This is a genomic window from Streptomyces sp. NPDC045695 (genome assembly GCF_056432025.1).
The window spans coordinates 18,232-40,560 of the sequence record NZ_JBWKJU010000004.1; the positions used below are offsets into that span (position 1 = coordinate 18,232).

General features: G+C 73.7%; 20 protein-coding genes. 14 read left to right on the forward strand and 6 right to left on the reverse strand.

The features are described from left to right. Nucleotides 1-172: 172 nt before the first annotated feature. Nucleotides 173-1,108, forward strand: a complete 936-nt coding sequence (locus tag AC07DU_RS09030; protein WP_479110471.1) for a LysR family transcriptional regulator — start codon at nt 173-175, stop codon at nt 1,106-1,108. A gap of 31 nt (nt 1,109-1,139) precedes the next feature. Here AC07DU_RS09030 and AC07DU_RS09035 read toward each other — a convergent pair whose 3' ends face one another. After that, the gene (locus AC07DU_RS09035; protein ID WP_479110473.1) at nt 1,140-1,946 is read right to left on the reverse strand and encodes a hypothetical protein; all 807 of its coding nucleotides are present in this window, start codon (nt 1,944-1,946) and stop codon (nt 1,140-1,142) included. A gap of 148 nt (nt 1,947-2,094) precedes the next feature. Here AC07DU_RS09035 and AC07DU_RS09040 point away from each other — a divergent pair, with 148 nt between their 5' ends. Continuing rightward, nucleotides 2,095-3,054 carry a DUF4097 family beta strand repeat-containing protein gene (locus tag AC07DU_RS09040; protein ID WP_479110475.1) on the forward strand — a complete coding sequence of 320 codons (960 nt, stop codon included), beginning with the start codon at nt 2,095-2,097 and terminating at the stop codon, nt 3,052-3,054. 1 nt (nt 3,055) lies between these two features. After that, nucleotides 3,056-3,943, forward strand: coding sequence for a PadR family transcriptional regulator (locus tag AC07DU_RS09045; protein WP_453373352.1), 888 nt, complete (start codon nt 3,056-3,058; stop codon nt 3,941-3,943). A gap of 345 nt (nt 3,944-4,288) precedes the next feature. Here AC07DU_RS09045 and AC07DU_RS09050 read toward each other — a convergent pair whose 3' ends face one another. Together AC07DU_RS09050 and AC07DU_RS09055 are read right to left on the reverse strand one after the other, a co-directional pair. Then, entirely contained in the window at nt 4,289-5,251 is a 963-nt protein-coding gene (locus tag AC07DU_RS09050; protein ID WP_360888226.1) for a zinc-binding dehydrogenase, read from the reverse strand. 184 nt (nt 5,252-5,435) lie between these two features. Beyond that, nucleotides 5,436-6,638 (reverse strand): NAD(P)-dependent malic enzyme, encoded by a 1,203-nt coding sequence (locus AC07DU_RS09055; protein ID WP_453373354.1) that lies wholly within the window; start codon nt 6,636-6,638, stop codon nt 5,436-5,438. 525 nt (nt 6,639-7,163) lie between these two features. Here AC07DU_RS09055 and AC07DU_RS09060 point away from each other — a divergent pair. The 3 genes from AC07DU_RS09060 to AC07DU_RS09070 are packed head-to-tail and all read left to right on the forward strand — an operon-like array spanning nt 7,164 to nt 9,850. Beyond that, nucleotides 7,164-8,108 carry an ABC transporter substrate-binding protein gene (locus AC07DU_RS09060; protein WP_360888229.1) on the forward strand — a complete coding sequence of 315 codons (945 nt, stop codon included), beginning with the start codon at nt 7,164-7,166 and terminating at the stop codon, nt 8,106-8,108. A 30-nt stretch (nt 8,109-8,138) separates the two neighbouring features. Then, the gene (locus tag AC07DU_RS09065; RefSeq protein WP_360888232.1) at nt 8,139-9,086 is read left to right on the forward strand and encodes an amino acid ABC transporter permease; all 948 of its coding nucleotides are present in this window, start codon (nt 8,139-8,141) and stop codon (nt 9,084-9,086) included. Nucleotides 9,087-9,097: 11 nt separating this feature from the next. Beyond that, a complete protein-coding gene (locus AC07DU_RS09070; RefSeq protein ID WP_326593562.1) occupies nt 9,098-9,850 on the forward strand; it encodes an amino acid ABC transporter ATP-binding protein in 753 nt (250 codons plus the stop codon). 107 nt (nt 9,851-9,957) lie between these two features. Here the strand turns inward: AC07DU_RS09070 and AC07DU_RS09075 are convergent, their stop codons facing one another. Next, nucleotides 9,958-10,734, reverse strand: a complete 777-nt coding sequence (locus AC07DU_RS09075; RefSeq protein WP_479031176.1) for a methyltransferase domain-containing protein — start codon at nt 10,732-10,734, stop codon at nt 9,958-9,960. A gap of 79 nt (nt 10,735-10,813) precedes the next feature. Here AC07DU_RS09075 and AC07DU_RS09080 point away from each other — a divergent pair, with 79 nt between their 5' ends. Beyond that, a complete protein-coding gene (locus AC07DU_RS09080; RefSeq protein ID WP_479110477.1) occupies nt 10,814-11,443 on the forward strand; it encodes a CGNR zinc finger domain-containing protein in 630 nt (209 codons plus the stop codon). Here AC07DU_RS09080 and sodX read toward each other — a convergent pair. After that, nucleotides 11,347-11,769, reverse strand: a complete 423-nt coding sequence (sodX, locus tag AC07DU_RS09085; RefSeq protein WP_479110479.1) for a nickel-type superoxide dismutase maturation protease — start codon at nt 11,767-11,769, stop codon at nt 11,347-11,349. The genes AC07DU_RS09080 and sodX overlap by 97 nt on opposite strands. A gap of 168 nt (nt 11,770-11,937) precedes the next feature. Here sodX and sodN point away from each other — a divergent pair, with 168 nt between their 5' ends. Beyond that, nucleotides 11,938-12,333 (forward strand): superoxide dismutase, Ni, encoded by a 396-nt coding sequence (sodN, locus tag AC07DU_RS09090; RefSeq protein ID WP_030709803.1) that lies wholly within the window; start codon nt 11,938-11,940, stop codon nt 12,331-12,333. Nucleotides 12,334-12,475: 142 nt separating this feature from the next. Here sodN and AC07DU_RS09095 read toward each other — a convergent pair whose 3' ends face one another. Further along, on the reverse strand, nt 12,476-12,664 hold the full coding sequence (locus AC07DU_RS09095; RefSeq protein WP_030709801.1) for a DUF6104 family protein: 189 nt from the start codon (nt 12,662-12,664) through the stop codon (nt 12,476-12,478). Nucleotides 12,665-12,779: 115 nt separating this feature from the next. Between AC07DU_RS09095 and AC07DU_RS09100 the strand changes: the two genes are divergently transcribed. From AC07DU_RS09100 to AC07DU_RS09125, 6 genes are all read left to right on the forward strand, one after another. After that, nucleotides 12,780-14,855, forward strand: coding sequence for a VMAP-C domain-containing protein (locus AC07DU_RS09100; RefSeq protein WP_479031169.1), 2,076 nt, complete (start codon nt 12,780-12,782; stop codon nt 14,853-14,855). 37 nt (nt 14,856-14,892) lie between these two features. Next, nucleotides 14,893-15,957 carry an AAA family ATPase gene (locus AC07DU_RS09105; RefSeq protein ID WP_479110482.1) on the forward strand — a complete coding sequence of 355 codons (1,065 nt, stop codon included), beginning with the start codon at nt 14,893-14,895 and terminating at the stop codon, nt 15,955-15,957. A 5-nt stretch (nt 15,958-15,962) separates the two neighbouring features. Continuing rightward, entirely contained in the window at nt 15,963-19,262 is a 3,300-nt protein-coding gene (locus AC07DU_RS09110; RefSeq protein WP_479110484.1) for an SAV_2336 N-terminal domain-related protein, read from the forward strand. A 149-nt stretch (nt 19,263-19,411) separates the two neighbouring features. Then, nucleotides 19,412-19,606, forward strand: coding sequence for an FxSxx-COOH cyclophane-containing RiPP peptide (gene fxsA / locus AC07DU_RS09115; protein WP_360888250.1), 195 nt, complete (start codon nt 19,412-19,414; stop codon nt 19,604-19,606). Nucleotides 19,607-19,749: 143 nt separating this feature from the next. Further along, entirely contained in the window at nt 19,750-21,012 is a 1,263-nt protein-coding gene (locus tag AC07DU_RS09120; RefSeq protein WP_479110486.1) for an FxsB family cyclophane-forming radical SAM/SPASM peptide maturase, read from the forward strand. Further along, nucleotides 21,009-22,265 carry an aKG-HExxH-type peptide beta-hydroxylase gene (locus tag AC07DU_RS09125; RefSeq protein WP_479110488.1) on the forward strand — a complete coding sequence of 419 codons (1,257 nt, stop codon included), beginning with the start codon at nt 21,009-21,011 and terminating at the stop codon, nt 22,263-22,265. Before AC07DU_RS09120 ends, AC07DU_RS09125 begins: the two co-directional genes overlap by 4 nt. Nucleotides 22,266-22,329: the final 64 nt, after the last annotated feature.

Genomic DNA, 22,329 nt, shown 5'->3' on the forward strand with positions numbered 1-22,329 from the left:
GTCGTTCGGTACCGGAGTCTGCGGGAGCGGAAGTGCCCGGCGGATGATGTCACTGCCCGATAGCGCGGGCCTATCGGGAAGATTTCGACAGATCAACTAGGGTGAGAATGGCGGGATTCGGGAGGCTTTTGGTGGCTGGTGCGGGCCGCGGGCCGCGGCCTACCCTCGGGTCATGGAGCTCGAGGTCAGGCACCTGCGTGCGCTGTGTGCCATCGCCGACGCCGGCAGCCTGCACAAGGCCGCCCGGCAACTCGGCGTGAGCCAGCCCTCCTTGACGACCCAGCTGCGCCGGATCGAACGGGCCCTGGACGGCGAGCTGTTCCTGCGCGAGCGCACCGGCTGCCGGCCCACCCCCTTCGGCCGCACCGTACTGGGCCGGGCCCGCCCGCTGCTCGCCGACATGGCCGCGCTCGTGGCGGAGGCCCGGGCGCTGTCCCACGGCCCGCGGCTGCGCATCGGCTCCACGGCCAGCCGGGCGCTGCCGGGCTGGCTGCGCAGGCTGCACCGGCGGCTGCCCGACACCGAGACCTCGCTGGTGGTGGACGTCTCGGCCAACGCGCTGCTCAGGATGGTGGACGCGGGGCAGCTGGACGTGGCGTTCGTGCACGAGGTGGAGGGCAGCCCGCTGCGGGTGCCGCCGGGGCTCCAGATGCACGTGCTGATGGAGCGCGAGCCGCAGTTCGTGTCGATGTCCCCGGACCATCCGGCCGCCCGGCAGGAGGTCGTCTCCTTACGGGACCTGGCCACCGACCGCTGGATGGTGGACCCCTCGGTGGACGGCGAGTGGGACGGGCTGCGGCGCGTCTTCGCCGGTGCCGGGCTCGATCCGCCCGTGCTCCAGGCCGACTACCACACCGCGACCTCGCTGATCATCTCCGGCGAGGCCGTCGCCCCCTGCCAGCCGACCTCCGGGCCGCGCGAGGACATGGCGATCCGGCGGCTGTCGGGGGACCCCCTCGCGGTGCGGCTGCTGCTGGCGAGGAGGCCGGGCGCGCACGCCGAGGTCTACGAGGACCTCCGCTCCGCCTACCGCGAAGCCGCCCTGCGGACACCCCTCTACCGGGCATGGCTCCACCACCACGCGAGCCCGCTGCTGGAGGCGGTGTGACCGGGCGGGGCGGGGCGGGCGGGGCCCTCGCTTAGCGCCGCGCGCGGGCGCGGTCGTACGCGAGGGACAGGCCGCCCTGGGCCATCAGCAGGGCTCCCGCCGCCGCCCAGCCCGGGCTGCGCCGACGGGCCGCCCAGGCCAAGAGGGGCGCTCCGGCGGCGACTTGGGCCGCGCCCAGCAGCCGGGCCTTCGGGCCGCGGACCCACGGCCCCAGCGGGCCGCCCTCCACCGCGTCGAGCTCGGCCCGCACCGCGTCGCGCCAGCCTGACCACTGCACGGCCTCGGCGCCGGGCGCGACCCGGGCCGAGGCCCGCAGCCGGTCGGCCGGCTCACCCGGGGTCAGCCCGGCCGGCAGGGCCAGGCCGGCGCGCGCCAGCAGGGCGATCAGCCCGAGCAGCCGGGTCTCGCCGTCCTCGGCCCCGGGCCGGGTGAGGCGCTCCAGATCCTCCAGGTCGAGCACGGGGTCCAGGCCGAGCCGCGCCGCCAGGGCCCGCATTGCGTCGGGCTCGCCGGACGGGCGCCCGGCCGCGTCCCACGCGTAGGAAGCGGTCCGCCGGAAACCGCTGAGCAGGGCGAACCCGGCCCGGCCGCCCTCCCACCACAGGCTCAGCACGGGCCAGTGGGTGCCGATCGCCATCGCCGAGCCCCAGCCGTAGAGGGTCTCGGCCACGGTCTCCTCCCCCTTCAGCCACGGCTTGTCCTCGGGGACGAGCGCGGTCCATTCGCCCGCCGGGGCCAGGAGCAGGCGTACGCGCAGCAGGTGCGCCGGGGGCCGGACGGCACGGGGTTCGGCACGGCAGAGCAGCAGTCCGCCGGTCGCGGTCCTGGAGATTGACATGCTCACACAGTAAGGCAAATCGCCCCCAAAGGGCAGTTTCCGGGACCTCGCTTGACTTCCCCCGACCGCGATATATCGTGTTAACGAGAAGACGCGATATGTTGCGTGCGTCGAGCCCGGTCGTGAACGCACGAGGAGGATCAGCACCATGGCAGAGCAGTCGTCTCAGGCGTCCCAGTCGTCACGGTCGACATGGCATGTCGCCGCACCGCAGAAGCTCACCTTCGAGGAGCCGCTCACCGAGCTCCGCGTCCGCGTCGTGAGCGGCACGGTGAACGTGGTCGCCGCCGAAGACGGCCCGGCCCGCCTGGAGGTGACCGAGGTCGACGGACCGCCCCTCTACGTCGTCCAGGACGACGGCGTCCTCACCGTCTCCTACGAGGACCTGCCCTGGAACGGATCCCAAGGCCTGAAGGAGTGGATCGAGGCCAAGCCCTGGAAGGCCTGGTCCGGATCCTCCGCCCGCCGCAAGGCCTGGGAGCGCAGCGCCGCGATCACCCTCACCGTCCCCGCCGCGACCCGGGTCCAGGTGGCGACGGTCGACGCCGCCGCCTTCGTCTCGGGCATCAGCGGCGGCACCGACGTCAACGGCGTCTCCGGCGACGCCACGCTGGTCGGCCTGTCCGGCAGGGTCAAGGCGCACACCGTCTCGGGCAGCGTCGAGGCCCAGTCCGTCACCGGGGACCTCGGCTTCCACTCGATCTCCGGCGGCCTGACGCTGGTCGACGGCGCGGGCGTGAGCGTACGGGCCGACTCGGTCAGCGGCGACATGCTCATCGACCTGAACCTGAACCCGGACGACGACGGGGTGGCTCCGCGACCCGTGGACATCGCGCTGAACTCCGTCTCCGGCCAGGTCGCGATCCGCCTGCCGCATCCCGCCGACGCCCGCGTGGAGGCCAACACGGCCACCGGCGGTGTCTCCAACGCCTTCGAGGACCTACGGGTCTCCGGCCAGCTGGGCGCCAAGCGGATCACCGGCACGCTCGGTTCCGGCACCGGCACCCTGCGGGCCACCACCGTCTCCGGCGGCATCGCCCTGCTGCGTCGCCCGGCCGACGCCGACGCCAGCCCCGCTCCCCTCGCGCTCGACAAGAAGGTGCTCTGAGATGCCGCCCGTCTTCGCCCATGGCCGCCTGCGCCTCTACCTCCTCAAGCTGCTGGACGAGGCTCCGCGCCACGGGTACGAGGTGATCCGCCTGCTGGAGGAGCGCTTCCAGGGCCTGTACGCGCCCTCAGCGGGCACCGTGTACCCGCGCCTGGCGAAGCTGGAGGCCGAAGGCCTGGTCACGTACGCCACCGAGGGCGGGCGCAAGGTGTACTCCATCACCGAGGCGGGCCGGGCCGAACTGGCCGACCGAGGCGGCGAACTGGCCGACCTGGAGCTGGAGATCCGCGACTCGGTCACCGAACTGGCCGCCGAGATCCGCAGCGACGTCCGGGGCGCGGCGGGTGACCTGCGGCGCGAGATGCGGGCGGCCGCGGCCGCCTCCGCGTCCTCGACCCGGGTCGAGGACGAGTCCTGGAAGGCGGCGAAGGAGGAGCTGCGCAAGGCGAAGCAGGAGTGGAAGGAGCAGGCGCGGCGAGCGAAGGACGAGAGCCGCCGGGCCCGCGAGGAGGCGCAGCAGGCCCGTCGGCAGGCCAAGGAGGCCCAGGAGCGGGCGCGGGAGGAGGTCCAGCGCATAGCGGGGCAGCTGCAGGAGCAGTTCGCGAAGTCCGGTGGTGTGCTGGGCAGTCTCGCGGGGGCGTGGCTGGGTGGCGTCACGCCGACGCCGGCGCCGGCCTCGGCTCCGGCGGCGGATGCGGCCTGGGCCGAGGATGTGGTGCCCACCGGTGACCCGGGGCGCGATCTGGACCGGCTGCTGGACCGTTTCCGCGACGAGGTCCGCGATGCGGCTCGGGACCACGGCTTGACCCCGGCCCAGCTGGCCGAGGCCCGCCACCACCTCGCGGCCGCCGCCGCCCGCCTGAGCGCGACGCTCCGCCCCGGCTCCTAGCTCGGCCCCGCCGCCCGCCCACCGGGGCGCCGCCCCGGACCCCGCGCCTCAAACGCCGGCCGGGCTGGATGTGCGGCGGGGCTGCAGGTTCAGCCTGCCCGGCGATTGAGGGCACGGGCGCGGAGCGCGCGTATGGGGTCCGGGGCGGAGCCCCGGGAAACGGTGAAAGGGCGGGGTGGGGGAGAGCAGAAGCGGCCCCCGCCCCGGGGACGGGCAGGGGCTTCGGCCACGGGCACCGCGCCGTGTAGGCCCCGCCGGGGGGACGGCAGGGGCTCCGGCGTGGACACCGCAAGGTGAACGTCTCGCCAGGCCGACGCGCCGGCGGGAGCCGACCGCAAGCGGAGCCTACGGCTTGAGGACGATCTTGCCGAAGAGGTCACCCGACGCCAGCTTCTCGAAGCCCTCGCGGGCCCGTTCCAGCGGCAGGACCTCGTCGATGACCGGCCGCAGGCCCGTCGTCGCGCAGAACGCCAGCAGGTCCTCCAGCTCGTCCTTCGAACCCATCGTCGAGCCGACCACCTTCAGCTCCAGGAAGAAGATCCGGGTGAGTTCGGCGTGCGCCGGGCGGTCGCCGCTCGTGGCGCCGGAGATGACCAGCGTGCCCCCCGGGCGCAGGGACTTCACCGAGTGCGACCAGGTGGCCGCGCCCACCGTCTCGATCACGGCGTCCACCCGCTGCGGCAGCCTCGCGCCAGGCTCGTACGCCTCCACCGCGCCCAGTTCCACGGCCCGCTTGCGCTTGGCCTCGTCCCGGCTGGTGGCGAACACCCGCAGACCCGCCGCCTTGCCGAGGGCGATCGCGGCGGTCGCGACCCCGCCGCCAGCGCCCTGGACCAGTACGGAGTCCCCCGGGCGCACACCCGCGTTGGTGAAGAGCATGCGGTAGGCGGTCAGCCAGGCCGTCGGAAGGCAGGCGGCCTCTTCGAAGGAGAGTTCGGCGGGCTTGCGCAGGACGTTCCAGGCGGGGACGGTCACCTGCTCGGCGAAGGTGCCCTGGTAACGCTCGGTCAGGATCGACCGGGGTTCGTCGGGGCCGACTCCGTGGCCGCTCTGCCCGATCACGGAGTGCAGGACGACCTCGTTGCCGTCCTGGTCGATCCCGGCGGCGTCGCAGCCGAGGATCATCGGGAGTCTTTCCTCGCCGAGGCCGACCCCGCGCAGCGACCACAGGTCGTGGTGGTTGAGGGAGGCGGCCTTGACGTTCACGGTCACCCAGCCGGGCCGGGCCTCCGGTGCCGGGCGTTCGCCCAGCTCAAGGCCGTTCAGCGGCTGGTCACGGTCGATTCGGGCGGCGTAGGCAGCGAACATGCCGCGACGCTACCGCTCAGTAAGGCCGGGTTCCAGACCTTCCGCGACCGGGGGAGTGAGGTCTTCGTCGCACCGGGATGCCGGAGCCCGCCCACCACAGGCGCCCACAAGGTGAAGGCCCGGCCGGATCCTGGTGGATCCGGCCGGGCCTTCACCCGTACGGCTCAGCGGGGCGGTCGGGCCGTCAGGCCAGGCGGGCCACGCCGTCGGCCTTCGCCGCGGCCGCGACGGCCGAGGCGACGGCCACGGCCACGCGCTCGTCGAACGGCGACGGGATCACGTAGTCGGCGGCGAGCTCGTCCCCCACGACACCGGCGATGGCGTCGGCGGCGGCGATCTTCATGCCCTCGGTGATCCGGGTGGCCCGGACCTTGAGGGCGCCCTGGAAGATGCCCGGGAACGCCAGCACGTTGTTGATCTGGTTCGGGAAGTCCGAGCGGCCCGTGGCGACGACGGCCGCGTACTTGTGCGCGACGTCGGGGTGGACCTCCGGGTTCGGGTTGGCCATGGCGAAGACGAAGGCGTCCTTCGCCATCGAGGCCACCGCCTCCTCCGGGACCGTACCGCCGGAGACGCCGATGAAGACGTCCGCGCCGGCGAGGGCCTTCTCCAGCGAGCCGGTCTGGCCCGTCTTGTTGGTCAGGCCCGCGATCTCCGCCTTGACGTCCGTCAGGTCGGTGCGGTCCGCCGAGACGACGCCCTTGCGGTCGGTGACGCAGACGTCGCCGATGCCCGCGTCGACCAGGATCTTGGCGATGGCGATGCCCGCCGCGCCCGAGCCCGAGATGACGGCGCGCAGGTCGCCGAGGGTGCGACCGGTGAGCTTGGCGGCGTTGCGCATCGCGGCCAGCGTGACGATGGCCGTGCCGTGCTGGTCGTCGTGGAAGATCGGGATGTCCAGCGCCTCCTGGAGGCGGCGCTCGATCTCGAAGCAGCGGGGGGCCGAGATGTCCTCGAGGTTGACCCCGCCGAAGGAGGGGGCGAGACGGATGACCGTCTCGATGATCTCCTCGGTGTCCTTGGTGGCGAGCGCGATCGGGACCGCGTCCACACCGCCGAACTGCTTGAACAGAATCGCCTTGCCCTCCATCACGGGGAGGGACGCCTCGGGACCGATGTCCCCGAGGCCGAGCACGGCCGTGCCGTCGGTGACGACGGCGACCACGTTGGACTTCCAGGTGTACTCGTTCACCAGCTCCGGCTGCTCGGCGATGGCGCTGCACACCTTCGCCACGCCGGGCGTGTACGCGAGGGACAGGTCATCCTTGTCGTTGACGGGCACCGTGGCCTGGATGGCCATCTTGCCGCCCCGGTGCAGTGCGAACACCGCGTCGGGGTTGTTGTCCGTGACGCTGTCACTGCGAGGGTTGATGATCTCCGCTGCCACTGTGTGTGACCCCTTAAGTCCTTTGAATCGTTGAGGGTGGCCACTCCTGGTTAAGGGGTGGGCGGGCACCGCGTCTGTACTCCGCATCGACGGTTGGCCCGTCTCCGCGAAGGGGAGGTTTCGTACGCGCGGGCGCGCCGCACGCGCGCCCTGAGCCCCGGATGAGGGGTGTAAGGATCTGTTCTACCCGAAGAACACTCGCCCAGACGAGTCGATTCCCGCTCAACTGTAGGTCGGCTGCCCTGCTTTTGGTGAAAAGTCCAAACCTTGGCGTCCGATGGGCGAGACGGTCCGCAGAAACTGCGGTCAAAGAGCCAGGTCACGGCAGTATCTGCGGTCTCGAACCCGCATCTCCGCAGTCCTGTTGGGCTACCCCCGTCGCCCGTTATGCGATTTTGACCTGACGGGCACCCTGAATGTCTCAGTCCGAATGGCAAGATGCCGTAATCACACAAGGTCGTGACACTCGATGGTGCGTGTCCGACCGTTTTTCGATGCTTTTCCACCAGCCGGAGGAACGAAGCCATGACCGCAAGCACCACCCGTCGTACGACCGCCGCCCGGTCCCGGATCGCCGCGGTCGGCGCGATCGCGGTCGCCGGCGCCCTGATCCTCACCGGCTGTGGTGACCAGACGGACAGCGGCACCAAGTCCAAGGACAAGACCAGCGACGCCCCGCTGTTCTCCAAGCTGCCCAAGAAGATCCAGGACGCCGGGGTCATCAAGGTCGGCACGGACGCCGCCTACGCCCCCATGGAGTTCACCGAGGGCGGCAAGATCGTCGGCGTCGACCCCGACATCGCCGAGGCCATGGGCAAGCAGCTCGGTGTGAAGTTCCAGTTCACCTCCGGCACCTTCGACGGCCTGATCACCTCCCTGGAGACCGGCCGCCAGGACATCGCCATGTCCTCCATCAGCGACAACAAGCGCCGCCAGGAGGGCCTGGACGAGAAGGGCGCCAAGATCGGCAAGGGCGTCGACTTCGTCGACTACTTCTCCTCCGGCGTCTCGCTCATCGTCAAGAAGGGCAACCCGGAGAACATCAAGTCCCTCGACGACCTGTGCGGCAGGACGGTCGCCGTCCAGCGCGGCACGATCTACGAGGACACCTTCAAGGCGCAGGCCGAGAAGTGCGGTGACAAGAAGCTCACCATCGAGGCCTTCGACACCGACGCCGAGGCCCAGACCCGCGTCAAGGCCGGCGGCGCCGTGGCCGACCTGAACGACTACCCGGTCGCCGCGTACATCGCCAAGACCTCCGGTGGCGGCAACGACTTCGAGGTCGGCGGCCAGCAGAGCGACGTCGGCCTCTTCGGCATCGCGGTCGCCAAGGAGAACACCCAGCTGCGCGACGCCCTGAAGGAAGCGCTCGACGCCGTCATCAAGGACGGCTCCTACGCCAAGGTCCTGGAGAAGTGGGACGTCAAGGGAAGCGCCGTCCCGTCGGCCACCGTCAACGCCGGCAAGTAGTTCCGCGCGCTCCACTGAAGGGCAGTCATAGTGACTGACAAGATCGACAAGGGTCCGGCCTCCGCACCGGCCGGACCCGGCCCCTCGGGTTCCCCCTACGAGGCCATCAAGGCCATCCCGGTACGGCACTACGGGCGCTGGGTCAGCGCCGTCGTCGTGGCCGTGCTGCTGGGCTGGCTCATCTACGCCTTCTCGCAGGGCAAGGTCATCTGGGCCACCGTCGGCGACAAGCTGTTCGACGCCTCGGTCATCGACGGCCTCTGGAACACCATCGTCATCAGCGTGCTGTCGATGCTGCTCGGCCTCGTGCTCGGCATCCTCTTCGCGGTGATGCGGCTTTCGAACAACCCGGTCACGAGCTTCGTGTCCTGGCTGTACATCTGGTTCTTCCGCGGCACCCCGGTCTACGTGCAGCTGCTGGTCTGGTTCAGCCTCCCGCTGATCTTCCAGTACATCAACCTGGGTCCGATCTACAAGAACGAGACCGTCGACGTCATGACGCCGTTCATGGTCGCCCTGCTGGGCCTCGGCCTGAACGAGGGCGCCTACATGGCGGAGATCGTCCGGGCCGGCATCCAGTCCGTCGACGAGGGCCAGAGCGAGGCCTCGCACGCCCTGGGCATGACCCGCACGCAGACCATGCGCCGCGTGGTCCTCCCGCAGGCGATGCGCGTGATCATCCCGCCGACGGGCAACGAGTTCATCAACATGCTGAAGACCTCGTCCCTGGTCTCGGCGGTGCAGTACACCGAACTGCTGCGGGCCAGCTCCAACATCGGCTCCACGGCCGGCGCGGTGATCGAGATGTACTTCGTCGCCTCCATTTGGTACCTGGCTCTGACCAGTGTGTTCAGTGTCGGCCAGTACTACCTGGAGCGCCGCTACGCCCGCGGTTCGCTGCGCAGCCTGCCCCTCACCCCGTTCCAGCGGCTGAAGGCAAACCTGAACATGTTCCGCCGTACGGAGGTGGCGAAGTGACCGCCCAGCCGATGGTCAAGGCAGAAGGCGTCCACAAGTCCTACGGCGCCGCCCACATCCTCCGGGGCATCGACCTGGAGGTCGCCCCGCGAGAGGTCTTCTGCCTGGTCGGTCCGTCCGGCTCCGGCAAGTCGACCTTCCTGCGGTGCATCAACCACCTGGAACGCATCAACGCCGGCCGGCTCTCGGTCGACGGCCAGCTGGTGGGGTACAAGCAGAAGGGCGACAAGCTCTACGAACTGAAGGACAGCGAGGTCGCGGCCCAGCGCCGGGACATCGGCATGGTCTTCCAGCGCTTCAACCTCTTCCCGCACATGACGGCCATAGAGAACGTCATGGAAGCCCCGGTCATGGTCAAGGGCGAGTCCAAGGCGGTGGCGCGCGAGCGCGCCGTGCGCCTGCTGGACCGCGTGGGCCTCGGCGACAAGGGCGGGAACTACCCCACCCAGCTCTCCGGTGGCCAGCAGCAGCGCGTGGCGATCGCCCGCGCGCTCGCCATGGAGCCGAAGCTGATGCTCTTCGACGAGCCCACCTCGGCGCTCGACCCCGAGCTGGTGGGTGACGTCCTCGACGTCATGCGGGACCTGGCCGAGTCGGGCATGACCATGATCGTGGTCACGCACGAGATGGGCTTCGCCCGCGAGGTCGGCGACAACCTCGTCTTCATGGACGGTGGCGTGGTCGTCGAGTCGGGCAACCCGCGCGACGTGCTGGGCAACCCGCAGCACGACCGCACCAAGGCGTTCCTGTCCAAGGTGCTGTAGCCGCGGTCGCACGCGTTCACGGCTGAGGGGCGGTACGGATTCCCGTACCGCCCCTCAGCCGTGCGCGGCCCTTCCGGGCGCTTGCCTCCGGGTCCTGTTCCAGGTCCCTACTTCAGGCCTAGGACCAGCGCGTCCGAGGGCGAGCGCCAGACCGTACGGGCCTCCGCGAACCCGGCGTCGAGCAGGGTGCGGGCGTGCCACGCCTCTGAGGGGGTGTCACCGTCCGCGTGCTCCCCGTAGATCGCGAAGCGCGCCTTCACCGGCTCGGCCAGTACCGGGTCCGCGGCCGCGAGGGCCCACCACTCGCGCCAGTCCGCGACCCCGGCCGCCTTGGCCCGGTCCATGCCGGCGTGCCGGTGGGCGTGCTCGGCGGCGTCGATGCGGGGGGTCGCCGGGTCGGGCATGTGGTCGGCGTTCATGAAGACCCCGCCGGGCGCCACCAGCGGTGCGAGCTGCCCGTACAGGACGGCGAGGTCCTCGCTGTGCAGCCAGTGCAGGGCGGTGGCGGTCAGGACCGCGTCGTAGGAGTCGTGGGGCAGGGCGGAGCGCCAGTCGGGGTCCTTCAGGTCGGCGGTGACGAGGGTGACGCGCTCGTCCCCGGCGAAGTGGCCCCGGGCGATGGCCAGCAGGGCGGGGTCGAGATCGAGGCCGGTACTGGTGGCTTCCGGGAACCTCTTGAGGACGCGGTCCGTGATACTTCCCGTACCGCACGCGAGATCCAGTACCCGGGGGGCGGGGCCGACCAGGGCTTCGACCATGTCCAGCATCACCCGGAACCGTTCCTCGCGGTCGGGCATGTACCACTCCTGCTGGCGGTCCCAGCTGTCCTGCCAGGCCTGCCAGTACGCCGCAGTGGTAGCCGTTTCGGTCGTATCCGCGCTCATGAACCCCTCCATAAGTAATACCCTCGAAGACGTCTCAGCCGTTACCGCAGACATTAATCCGCAGCCGTAAGGACTACAAGTGGAACTGGCCCATTACTCGGACTTCGCCGTGCGCCTGGTCAACACCGAGGAGCCGGCCCGCAACAAGGACGCGCTCACCTCCGTGGACGCCGTCCGCGCGCTGTTCGGCGCCAGTGTGCAGATGGCGCGGCGGGTCACCGACACCGACGTCACCCGCTTCCGCAACGTGCGGGCCCGGCTGCGCGCCGTCTTCGAGGCCGCCGACGGCGGCGACGACGTCCTCGCGGTCGACCTGCTGAACTCGCTGCTCATGGAGTTCCCCGTCAGCCCCCATATCTCAGGCCACAAGACCATCGGCCCGGACGGCGCCCCCGACTGGCACATCCACCTCGCCGAGCACCCCTCGAACGCCTCCGCCGGTTACGCCGCCATGGCGGCCATGGGCCTGGCCTTCGCCCTCACCGAGCACGGCCCCGACCGCCTCGGCCTGTGCCAGGCCGCGCCCTGCCGCAACGCCTACCTCGACACCTCCACCAACCGCTCCCGGCGCTACTGCTCCGACCGGTGCGCCACGCGGGCCAACGTGGCCGCCTACCGCGCCCGCAAGCGGCTGGAGGCCGAGGCGTCCGCCCGGAGCGGGCGCAGCGCCGAGAAGGCCCAGGACAGCCGGGCCCTCAGCGAGCGCTGATCCTCCTCGCGGGGCCGGAAGCGCAGGACCGCCGTCGCCAGCACCAGCTCGTCGGGCACCGGCCCGTAGACGGTGCTGTCGCCGGTCTCGTTGTACGGGTTGTCGCCGAGCACCCACCAGGAGCCGCCGGGCCGGCGCTCCACCGCCCGCTTGACCACCAGCAGGTCCTGCTGGAAGGGGTGGCGCAGCACCACCACGTGTCCCGGCCGGACGGCGGCCCCGTAGCGGACCAGCAGCCGGTCGCCGCTCAGCAGGGTGGGCACCATCGACGCCCCCTCCACCTCCACCACCTCGAACCGCTTGCGCGGGCGTCCGTACTCCACCATGCGTGTCCTCCTCGTCACCCCGCATGCTGCCGCACGGTCCCGTACATTCGCTCACCGGTCCGGCCGAGACCCTGGACTTTTGTCCTAAGCCCCCGGGGGCGCCCGCGAAATCCGCTTCCCCAGCGAGTAATCTCCCCCTTGAGAAGACGATCACGAGGAGGACACTCCATGCTTTCCCGCCTCTTCGCCCCCAAGGCGAAGGTCTCCGCCCACTGCGATCTTCCGTGCGGCGTGTACGACCCTGCCCAGGCCCGCATCGAGGCCGAGTCCGTCAAGGCCGTGCAGGAGAAGTACCAGGCCAACGACGACGCCGACTTCCGCGCGCGCGCCATCACCATCAAGGAGCAGCGCGCCGAGCTCGCCAAGCACCACGTTTCGGTGCTGTGGAGCGACTACTTCAAGCCGCCGCACTTCGAGAAGTACCCGCAGCTGCACACCCTGGTCAACGACACCCTGAAGGCCCTCTCGGCCGCCAAGGCGTCCAACGACCCGGCGACCGGCGCCAAGGCTCTTGAGCTCATCGCCGAGATCGACCGCATCTTCTGGGAGACCAAGGCCGCCTGATCCCGGGCGCCCGAACGATCTTCCTGCGCTGCTGGTCCGAGCGCACATGAGAACGGCCCGACCGCCTTCGTGGCGGCCGGGCCGTTCTCGTTACTCGTCCTCGTCCTCGTCCTCGTTCACCGGACGTCGGAGCCGGGGGCGGTCACTCGTCCGCGTCGTCGTCCTCGTCGTCCAGGCGGGCCAGCCAGGTGGCCAGGCGTTCCACCGGGACCTCGAAGTCCGGGTTCAGGTCGACGAAGGTGCGCAGCTGCTCGGCGAGCCACTCGAAGGTGACCTCCTCCTCGCCGCGCCGCTTCTCCAGCTCCTCGATGCCGCGATCGGTGAAGTACAAGTCGGGCTCCGTGTCCAAGGGGGGTTTTACGCCAGGATAATCCGTCCTGCGGCGAGACCTCCCGCCCGTGCTGTGCCCGGCGCTAGCCTGGATGTCTCACCAGTGGGGGGCGCGGATGACCGAGGGGCGCACGAGCGGCTCCGCGCGCGCCTTCGAGCTCCTGGAGCCCCTCGTCCTGGCCGCCACCGTACGCGTTCACGCCCCGCCCGGCGGGTATGGAACCGCTGGGGCCGGACCCACCTGGGGGAGCGGTTTCTTCATCGCCCCCGGCTGGGTCCTGACGTGTGCGCACGTCGTCGGTGAGGGGGGTGGTGCCACCGTGCGGATCGCGGGGCGCGAGGTCGGCATCAGCTTCTCCTCGGGGCGCCGGACCGGAACCGTCGCCGGGCGCGTGGAGTGCGTCGTGCCCGAGCGGCTGGAGGAGCGCCGGCCCCGGCGGGGGGCCCTGTGGGACCTGCCCGATCTGGCGCTCGTACGGGTGCTGGCGCCCGTCTCGCACTCCTGCGTCTGGCTGACCGACCGCTCCAGGCCCCGCTTCGACGAGGTCGCCTACTTCGGCTGCACCGAGGAACTGGGCATCCCCGAGATCACCGGCCGCACCACCCGGCTGCGCGGCACCGCCGGGAACGGCGCGGCCATCCGGCTCGGCGACGACGACGAGATCGACCCGGGCATGTCCGGCGGCCCCGTGGTGGACCTCGCGCGCGGGGAGGTCGTCGGCGTGGTCAAGGCCCGGCGGCACGCGGGAGGCGGCGGGCTCGCCGTCTCCGTCGTGCAGTTGAGGACCCTGCCGATGGCGGCGCGGGGCCAGGTCGGCCTCTACCGGCGGGTCATGCAGGCCCACGACCTGTACCACTACGACCAGCACCTCAGCGACCTCGACAACCGCCGTACGTGGACGGACGTCCACGGCGAACTCCCGCCCGAGGACGGTGATCCGTATGCCGGCCGCGGGCGGCTCACCCCCGGCGAGCGCACCACCCTGTGCGGGCTGCTGGCCGAGCTGCCCCCGCCCGGTTCCTCCGAGACGGTACGGGCCCTGGTCGAGGCGGCCCGCGGGGAGGAGCCGGATCCCCAGCCGCCGGCCCCGCTGAGCTGGCGCGACGGGCTGGGGCTGCTGCGCGACCCGCCGGGCGGGGCCGCGGAGGCCGCGGCGATGCTCCGGTACGCCACGGACGTGAGCGTGGCCGACTACCGCGAGCCGCCCACGCCCGGCGCGGACGAGGAGCTCTGGGAATGGGTACGGGCCACCGCCGAGCGGCTCTGGCGGCCCCTGCGGCGGGAGCTCGGCGAGCGCCACGAGCGGGGCCTGGCCGAGCGGGAACGGCGCCGGCGGGCCACGGCCGGTCGGGCGGCGCACGGCCCGGCCCCGCGGTCGGGTGGGCTGCCCGCCGGGGCCTCGGCGCTGCTGGAGGTGTGGGCGCACGGCTGGGAGGACCTCTACGACTGGCGGGTGTCGGTACTGGCGGGCCCGGCGCGCCCCGGGCGGGTGACCCCGGTGGACTCGGGCGTACGGGCCACCCTGGCGGGCCTGCCCCAGGCGTTGCGCGCCCCGCTCGCCGAGGCCTTCCGGCGGTGCGACACCCACGAGGCGGCGGCCCCGCTCGAAGTGGCCGTGTCCCCGGAGCTGTTCGGGCTGCCGGTGGACGAATGGACGGTGACGGGCGGCGTGCCGCTCGGGGTGCAGCGGCCGGTGCTGCTGCGCCACGGCGCCGGGGCGAGGGAGCACCCGGCGGACCGCGAGGGCGCCGAGGGGTCCGCCCGCTGGGCCCGGGTGCAGGCGGGACCGCTCCAGGACGAACGGGCCGACTGCATAGGGGGCCGTCCGCGCGCGCCCGCCGCCGAGTGGCTGTCCGGCCTGCCGGACAACACCGTGCCCGTGCACTGCCGCGCGGCGGACCAGGAGCCCACGCTGGGCTCGCTGCACGCGGTGCGGGACGCCGGGTACGGGGTGGCCGTGACCCGCAGGCCGCCGGGGGCGGCGGGCTCGTGCGCGCCGTTCCACCGCGGGCTGCGGGAGGAACTGGCCGAGGCCGGGCGGGCCGAGGTGCTGCCGCTGCGGTTGCAGGAGCTGCGGGGGCGGGCGTACGGGGCGGACCCCGACGCGTACTGGGCGGCGGGGGCCGGGCTGGTGTGGGAGGACCCGGCGCGGCCGCTGCCCCACGACGAGCCGCTGCAAGGCGACCTGTGACACCGCCGGGCCGGCGGATGCGAGGAAGGGAGCGCCCATGAACGACGAGTGGCTCATCTACCGCGGGGTCGGCGAGCCCCACGACGGGATCGACGCCCTGCCCGACCCGCCGCCCTGGCGGGACTTCGACGGCGGCCCCGTGGCGGAGGCGGGCGGCCCCGCCGCGGTGGCCGATGGCAACGTGGCCCGGCGGCTGGGGGCGCACCGGCAGGCGGCCGAGCTGCACCGGCCCGAGCCGGAGGAGCTGGAGGCCATCAACGCGGCGTTGTACCTGCGGCGGCCGCTGCTCGTGACGGGCTTTCCCGGAACCGGGAAGTCCACCCTCGCGCACGCCGTCGCCCACGAGTTGAAACTGGGACGGGTGCTGCGCTGGCCGGTGGTCTCGCGCACCGTCCTCCAGGACGGGCTGTACCGGTACGACGCCCTCGCCCGGCTCCAGGACGTGCAGATCGCCGCGAGCGGGTGTGGTCACGGCGCCAGCCCTGCCCCCGGCCCCGGCAGCGGCCCCAGCCCTGCCCCCGGCCCCGGCAGCGGCACCGGAATCGGGAAGTACATCAGGCTCGGGCCGCTCGGCACCGCGCTGCTGCCCACCGCGCGTCCCCGCGTGCTCCTCATCGACGAGCTCGACAAGAGCGACATCGACCTCCCCAACGACCTGCTGAACGTGCTGGAGGAAGGGGAGTTCGCGCTGCCCGAGCTCGAACGGGTCGCCGACACCGAGCCCGAGGTGCAGGTGCTCACCGACGACGGGACGAAGGTGACCGTGCGGGGCGGCCGGATCCGCTGCCGGGCGTTCCCCTTCATCATCCTGACCAGCAACGGGGAGCGGGACTTCCCGGCCGCCCTGCTGCGGCGCTGCATCCAGCTGGGGCTCGGGCAGCCCGGCGAGAAACGGCTCGCCACCCTGGTCCGCGCCCATCTCGGCGAGGAGGCCGCCCGGCTCGGGGCGGACCTGATCCGGGAGTTCCTCAGCCGCTCCCAGTCCGAACTGGTCGCCGCCGACCAGCTGCTCAATGCCGTGTACCTGACGCACTACGCCGCCCCGCCCACCCGGGAGGACCTCGCCGACCTGCTCATCCAGCGCCTCGACCGCCCGAGGTGAGGTCCGTGCCGAGCGCCGGATCGTCCGGCATTCGGGACCTGGCCGCGCGGTTGCGCGCGGCCGGGCTCGACCCGTCCGCCGAGGAACTCGCCGACGCGCTGTGGCTGGCCGGGCACATCCGGGGGCGGTCGCGGGTGGCGCCGGGCCCGCCCCCGGGCCCCGAAGAGGAGGCTGAGGATCCGGTCACGGAGCGCGAACAGCCCGTACGGGAAGAGGCGGAGGCTGAGGATCCGGTCAGGCTCTACGCGCCGGGCCAGCGCCGGGCCGGCGGGGCCGAGGGGGCGTCGCCGGGGGAGTCTCCCGAGGAGTACGGGGTGCCCGTACGGGTCCCCGGCGCTGCCGCGCTGCCCCGCATCCTCGCCGTCCAGCGCGCCCTGCGCGCCCTCCAGCGCCACCGCCCGCCCGCCCCGCCCACCCGGCTGGTCCTGGACGAGGCGGCCACCGCCGAGGCCAGCGCCCGGGCCCTCGGGCTGGTCATCCCCGTGCTCCGGCCGCAGAGCCGGCGCGAGGCGACCGTACGGCTGGTGATGGACGCGTCCCCGTCGATGGCCGTCTGGCAGGACATGTTCGAGGAACTTCGCTCCGTCTGCGAGCGGTTGGGCGCCTTCCGCGACGTCCAGGTCCACTATCTGCACCGGCTCGCGGACGGCGGCGCGGCGCTCGGACGCGGCCCGTCGCCCGGCTCCGGGCTGCGCTCCGGGGACCAGCTGCGGGACCCGACCGGCCGGGCCCTGACCATGGTGGTCTCGGACTGCGCCGGGCCGCTGTGGCGCGAGGGCACGGCCCAACGGCTGCTGTACCGGTGGGCGCAGTGCACCCCGTGCGTGGTGGTCCAGCCGCTGCCCCAGCGGCTGTGGGGCCGCAGCTGGCTGCCGACCGAGCGGGGCACGCTCGCCCGCATCGAGGGCGGGGCCGGGAAGCTGAAATTCCGCTCGGACCGGGCCCCGCTGCCGGGGCGGCCCACCGGCGGGCTGAGCGTCCCGGTGCTGCCGCCGAGCGCGACCGCCCTCGGGGCCTGGGCCCGGCTCGTCGCCGGGCTCGGCACCGGCCCGGTACCGGCCGAGGTGGGCCGGGTGCTGGCCGACCACCCGGCGGCGCCGGTGCCGCCGCCGCGTACCGTACGGCCGCCGCGCGAGCTGGTGACGCGGTTCCGGTCCTCGGCCGCGCCCCGGGCCGTACAACTGGCGGTGTACCTGTCGGCCGCGCCGCTGAACCTGCCCGTGATGCGGCTGGTGCAGCGCACGATGCTGCCGGACTCCGAACCGTCGGACCTCGCGGAGGTGCTGCTCAGCGGGCTGGTGCGGCGCAGCGGGCCGGGGCCGGGGCACTGGTACGAGTTCGCGCCCGGGGTGCAGGACGTGCTGCTGGGGCCGCTGGGGCGCGACGAGGCCACGCTGGTGCTCAAGCACTGCTCGGAGTACGTGCTGGCGCACTTCGGGCGGGGCGTACGCAACTTCCCCGCGCTCGCGGTCACCCAGCTGACGGGGACGCCGCCGGCGGTGGCCGACCCCGGCTCCGAGGACGCCGATCGGGTCCCCGCGGGGCGGCTCCCGCGGGCCTTCGCACAGGTTTCGGCCAAGGTCGTACGCCGCTACCTGCCCGGGATGCCGCAGGAGGGGACGGCGCCGTGCCCGCCCCCCGTGCCCGCCGCACCCAGGGCCGCGGCGGTGCGCGCCGCCCGGGACCGCCTGGCGGACGCCGACGGGGTCGGCGGCGGGGGCGCGCGGGCCCTGTACGAGGCCGTGGCGGTGCTGCGGCGCGCGGTGACGGCCCCGCCGGGGCCGGGCGATCCGCCCGAGGAGGCGGAGACCGAGCTGGGCGCGGCGCTGCTACGGCTATGGGCGGCGCAGCGGGACCCGGAGGTGCTCGCCGAGGCGGAGCGGGTGGTGACCGTGCTGCGAACGGCCGAGGGGCGGGCGCTGCGGGGCCGGGTGCTGTACGAGCGGGCGCTGGCGGGCGCGCCGGACGCGGAGCTGCTGGCCGCGGCGGACCGGGAGTTCGCGGCGGCGGGCGCGGCGGGCGCGGCGGCGGACTCTCGGCTGGTGCGGGACTGCGCGGTGCGGCGGGCCGAGACCCTGATGCGGCTGAGCGAGCTGCGCGGCGACGCGGGGGCGCTCCGCGAGGCCCGGACGGTGCTCGAACCCCTGACGGGCCCCGCCAACGGCTTCGCCGGTCCCGCCCCCGGCCCCGCTGGCCCCGCCACCGGCCCTGCCGGTCCCGCGCGTCGCACCAGTTCCGCCGGTCCCGCCCCGGGCGTGGACGCCGGGCCGGCCCCCGGCCCGTACCCCGAGCTGCACCTGGCCCTGGGGCGGGTCCTGCTGGCCCTCCTGCCCTTCACCCCCGACCCGGCCGGCCGCACGGCTCTGGCCGAACAGGCCGCGGCCCGCCTGTCGACGGCCCTGGCCCACCGGCCGCGCACCCCGCGGGTCCCGGGCGCCGCACGGGCCGCGCGGGTACGGGTGGAACTGGCCGGCGCGCTGCGGTATTTGCCCGGCCGGCTGGAGGAGGCGGCCGGACAGCTGGACGCGGCCCTGGCGGAGGACGGCGGGGACCGGGAGCTGCGGGTGGCCGCGCTGGTGTGCCTGGCCCGGGTACACCGGGAGCGGTACGCGCGGGACGCCGATCCGGTGGCCCTGGAGGACGCGGCCGAGGCCTACGGCCGCGCCCGCAGGCTGATCCCCCGGGACGCCGAGGCCATCGGGGAACTGCTGCCCGAGTGGGGCGAGGTACTCCTGGAGCGGGCCCGCACCGCCGACGGGCGGCGGTTCACCGGGGCCGCCGTGCGGGTACTGCGCGACAGCCGGGCGGCGGTCCCGCAGTCCGACCCCGGTTCGGCCCACCGGCTGCTGAGACTGGCGACCGGGCTGCGGCTGCGGCACGCCTACGAGGGCGACCCGGTGGACCTGTGGGAGGCGGAGTACCTGCTGGAGCTGGCCGTCCGGCAGAGCCGCGAGCCGCTGGAGCAGGCGCGGGCCTGGCGGGACCACGGTGACGTACAGCAGGAGATCTACGGCCACACCCGGGCGGCGGACCGCCTCGACCGGGCGGCGGACTCCTACCGGCGGGCCTGGCGGGCCGCGCTGGAGGCCGACCACGAGGAGCGCCGGGCCAGCGGCACGGCCGTCAAGCTGGCCGCGCGCGTACAGGAGTTGCGCGGCGAGGTGCTGGAGCTCCTCGCCCGGCCCCGGGCGGCCCTGGACGCGTACCGCTCGGCGCTGGAGCTGTGGGCGCGGACCGGGGCGGGCGCCGAGGTGCGCTCGGAGGCGCTGCGCGTGCGGATGCGGATCCTGGAGGCCGGGCAGTGACCGAGCCGCCGCGCCAGCCGCCCCGGGAGCCGCCGCCAGAGCCGCCGCGACCGGTACCCCCGACCGGAACCGCCGTTTCCGGGGACCGGTCGGAGGGGAAGGGGCAGTGGACCGTCCGGTCCGCGACACGACAGGGGGAGCAGCGGCACATGGTGACCAACCATCAGGAAGTGGCGGCCGAAACCCGGCAGTGTCCCGGGCGGCTGCCCGACCTCTCCGGGCTGGACCTGGCCGCCCTGCGCGGGATCGACCATCCCGTGCTGGCCCAGGTGATCGAAGGCATGGTCGAGCGGGTGACCCACCCGGCCGAGATCCTCAACGCGTTCGACTCCGGCGTGGTCTGACCGGACGGCGGTCAGGATGCCTGATCCGCCCCGACCAGAAACGAGTTGACCACTTTCCGCCGTTAGCGGGGACCGCCCGAGGGGCAGGGATGGACCGTCCGCTGGGGGTCCCCCGACGAAGTCCGGGGGAGGGAGGGGCAGCGATGGGCCGAGCGATCACGACCGACTCCGCCGTGCCGACCGCGCACCACGCCCGGCACGCGCCCTGGCCCTACACCCGGCTCGACCTGCCCGCGCTGCGCGCCGCGGGCCACCGCCCCCACCCCGTGCGGCAGTTCGTGCTCAAGACCCGCAGCCGCTGCAACCTCGCCTGCACCTACTGCTACGTCTACGAGATGGCCGACCAGGGCTGGCGCGGCCAGCCGGCCGCCATGACCCCCGCCATCGCCGCACGCGCCGCCCAGCGCATCGCCGAACACGCCGCCGCCCACGACCTGCCCCGCGTCGACCTCGTCCTGCACGGCGGCGAACCGCTGCTCACCGCGCCCGCCGCGCTGGCCGGGCCCGTCGACGCCGTACGGGCCGCCCTCGCCGGCGCCGCCCCGCGCACCCGCGTCACCGCCACCGTGCAGACCAACGCCACCCTGCTCACCCCGGGCCGCCTCACTGCCCTCGCCCGCGCCGGGATCCGCGTCGGCGTCAGCCTCGACGGGGGACTGCCGGCGCACAACGCCCGGCGCGTGGACCGCGCGGGGCGGCCCGGCTTCGGCGCCGCCGTCCGGGGCCTGCGGCTGCTGGCACGCCATCCGGAGAGCTACGCCGGCGTGCTCTGCGTCGTCGACCTCGCCCAGGACCCGGTGGAGACCTACGAGTCCCTGCTCGCCTTCGCCCCGCCCAGCGTCGGGCTGCTGCTGCCGCTCGCGCACTGGAGCGCCCCGCCCCCCGGCCACCGCCCGGGCCGGACCCCGTACGCCGACTGGCTCGTCGCAGTCTTCGAGCGCTGGTGGCACGACGGGGCACGGCGCACCCGGATCCGACCCTTCGAGGAGATCATCGCCCTGCTGCTCGGCCTGCCCGCCGCCACCGAGACCCTCGGGCTGCAGCCCGCCGCCACCGCCGTGATCGAGACCGACGGCTCCATCGAACAGGCCGATTCTCTGAAATCCGCGTACGAGGGCGCCGCCACCACCGGCATGAGCCTGGACACCCACAGCTTCGACCAGCTGCTCGACCACCCCGGGCTCGCCGCCCGCCAGCTCGGGCGCGACGCCCTCGCCGCGGGCTGCCGCACCTGCGAGCTGGTCGAGGTGTGCGGAGGCGGGCACTACCCGCACCGCTACCGCGCCGGGGAGGGCTTCCGGCAGCCGTCCGTCTACTGCGCCGACCTCCAGGTCCTGATCCGGCACGTCGCCGCCGCCCTGGCCGCGGCGACGGCCGGGCGGGCGACGCCACGGGCCGCCTCATGACCGCCGCCCTCGCCGCCTTCACCGTCTCCTCCCGCACCCTGCGCGCCCTGGCCTCCACCGAACCGTCCGCGGAGGGCACCCGCCTGGTCCGCGACGTCCGCCGCTCCCGGCGCCTGGTCCTGCTGCGCGCGGTCCTCGACGCCGCCCCCGGCGGCCGCCGCGGGGAGACCGCCGACCACTGGGCCCTGCTGGAGGAGGCCGAGCGGCGCGACCCGGGCGCCGTGCGCGACGTACTGCACTACCCGGCTACCGGGGTGTGGGCCGAGGAGACCCTGCGGCGGCTGCACGCCCTGTACGGGCCCCCGCCCGACCTCGGCCACCTCGGTGTCCTCGCCGTCGCCGCCGCCCTGCGCGCCGGGATCGCCTTCACCCGCACCCTGCGGCCCCTGCACGGCCGGCTCGTCCTGCCCACCCTCGGACTGCTGCGCCCCGACCGCCCCGGCCCGCTCGCCCTCACCGAGCGCTCCTGGGACCCCGAGGACCCCGCCACCCTGCCCCTGCACAGCCTGCCGGGGGGCGGGACGGCCCTCGACGACCTCGACCCGTACCGGGCGCCGGGTCCCGCACAGCCCGCCACCGTCCGCGCGGCCCGCCGCCTCACCTCCAAGGGGCACAAGCGGTGGGACACCCAGTGGTCCGGCGCGCTCACCCTGCTCCAGCGCTACGACACCGCCCGCGCGGAGGAGACCGTCCACCTGCTGCGCTCCGTCGTCCCGCTGGCCGGCGGCTCCCGCTCCAGCGGCGCCACCCTGCCCGCGGCCGCCGGCTCCGTACTGGCCCGCGCCCAGGCCCCGCCCGCGCTGGCCGCCACCCTCGTCCACGAGGTCCAGCACGGCAAGCTGTCCGCCCTCGCCGACGTCCTGACCCTGCACACCGCCGACCGCACCCTCCGCCACTGGGCGCCCTGGCGCAGCGACCCCCGCCCGCTGGAGGGACTCCTCCACGGCGCCTACGCCCACCTGGCCCTGGCCGGGTACTGGCAGCGCGCCGCCCTGTACGGGGCCCGCGGCGCCTGGGCCCAGCACGCCCGGATCCGGGCCCAGGTGGCGGCCGTCCTGCCCGTCCTGCGGGCGCACGAGCGGCTGACCGCCGCGGGGCGGGAGTTCACCGAGGCCATGAGCGCCGCCGAGCGGGCCATGGACGAACTGCCGCCGCCCGGCGACCAGCACACCGCGGCCCGCCGGAGCGTCGAACGGGAGCGGCGCGCCTGGTGCGAGGCCCACCCGGAACTCGCCGCGTTCACAAAAGACTGAAGCGCGCGGAGGGCTGACGGACCGTCCGCTGCGGTACGTTTTCAGTCCCGTCCACTGCCCGGAG

Coding starts and splice junctions, on each gene's coding strand:
- AC07DU_RS09070 (WP_326593562.1), top strand. CDS start 9,098: ATGGTCAAGGCAGAAGGCGTCCACAAGTCCTACGGCGCCGCCCACATC.
- sodX (WP_479110479.1), bottom strand. CDS start 11,769: ATGGTGGAGTACGGACGCCCGCGCAAGCGGTTCGAGGTGGTGGAGGTG.
- AC07DU_RS09040 (WP_479110475.1), top strand. CDS start 2,095: ATGGCAGAGCAGTCGTCTCAGGCGTCCCAGTCGTCACGGTCGACATGG.
- AC07DU_RS09075 (WP_479031176.1), bottom strand. CDS start 10,734: ATGAGCGCGGATACGACCGAAACGGCTACCACTGCGGCGTACTGGCAG.
- AC07DU_RS09035 (WP_479110473.1), bottom strand. CDS start 1,946: ATGTCAATCTCCAGGACCGCGACCGGCGGACTGCTGCTCTGCCGTGCC.
- AC07DU_RS09120 (WP_479110486.1), top strand. CDS start 19,750: ATGGGCCGAGCGATCACGACCGACTCCGCCGTGCCGACCGCGCACCAC.
- sodN (WP_030709803.1), top strand. CDS start 11,938: ATGCTTTCCCGCCTCTTCGCCCCCAAGGCGAAGGTCTCCGCCCACTGC.
- AC07DU_RS09030 (WP_479110471.1), top strand. CDS start 173: ATGGAGCTCGAGGTCAGGCACCTGCGTGCGCTGTGTGCCATCGCCGAC.
- AC07DU_RS09060 (WP_360888229.1), top strand. CDS start 7,164: ATGACCGCAAGCACCACCCGTCGTACGACCGCCGCCCGGTCCCGGATC.
- AC07DU_RS09125 (WP_479110488.1), top strand. CDS start 21,009: ATGACCGCCGCCCTCGCCGCCTTCACCGTCTCCTCCCGCACCCTGCGC.
- AC07DU_RS09045 (WP_453373352.1), top strand. CDS start 3,056: ATGCCGCCCGTCTTCGCCCATGGCCGCCTGCGCCTCTACCTCCTCAAG.
- AC07DU_RS09105 (WP_479110482.1), top strand. CDS start 14,893: ATGAACGACGAGTGGCTCATCTACCGCGGGGTCGGCGAGCCCCACGAC.
- AC07DU_RS09050 (WP_360888226.1), bottom strand. CDS start 5,251: ATGTTCGCTGCCTACGCCGCCCGAATCGACCGTGACCAGCCGCTGAAC.
- AC07DU_RS09100 (WP_479031169.1), top strand. CDS start 12,780: ATGACCGAGGGGCGCACGAGCGGCTCCGCGCGCGCCTTCGAGCTCCTG.
- fxsA (WP_360888250.1), top strand. CDS start 19,412: ATGGTGACCAACCATCAGGAAGTGGCGGCCGAAACCCGGCAGTGTCCC.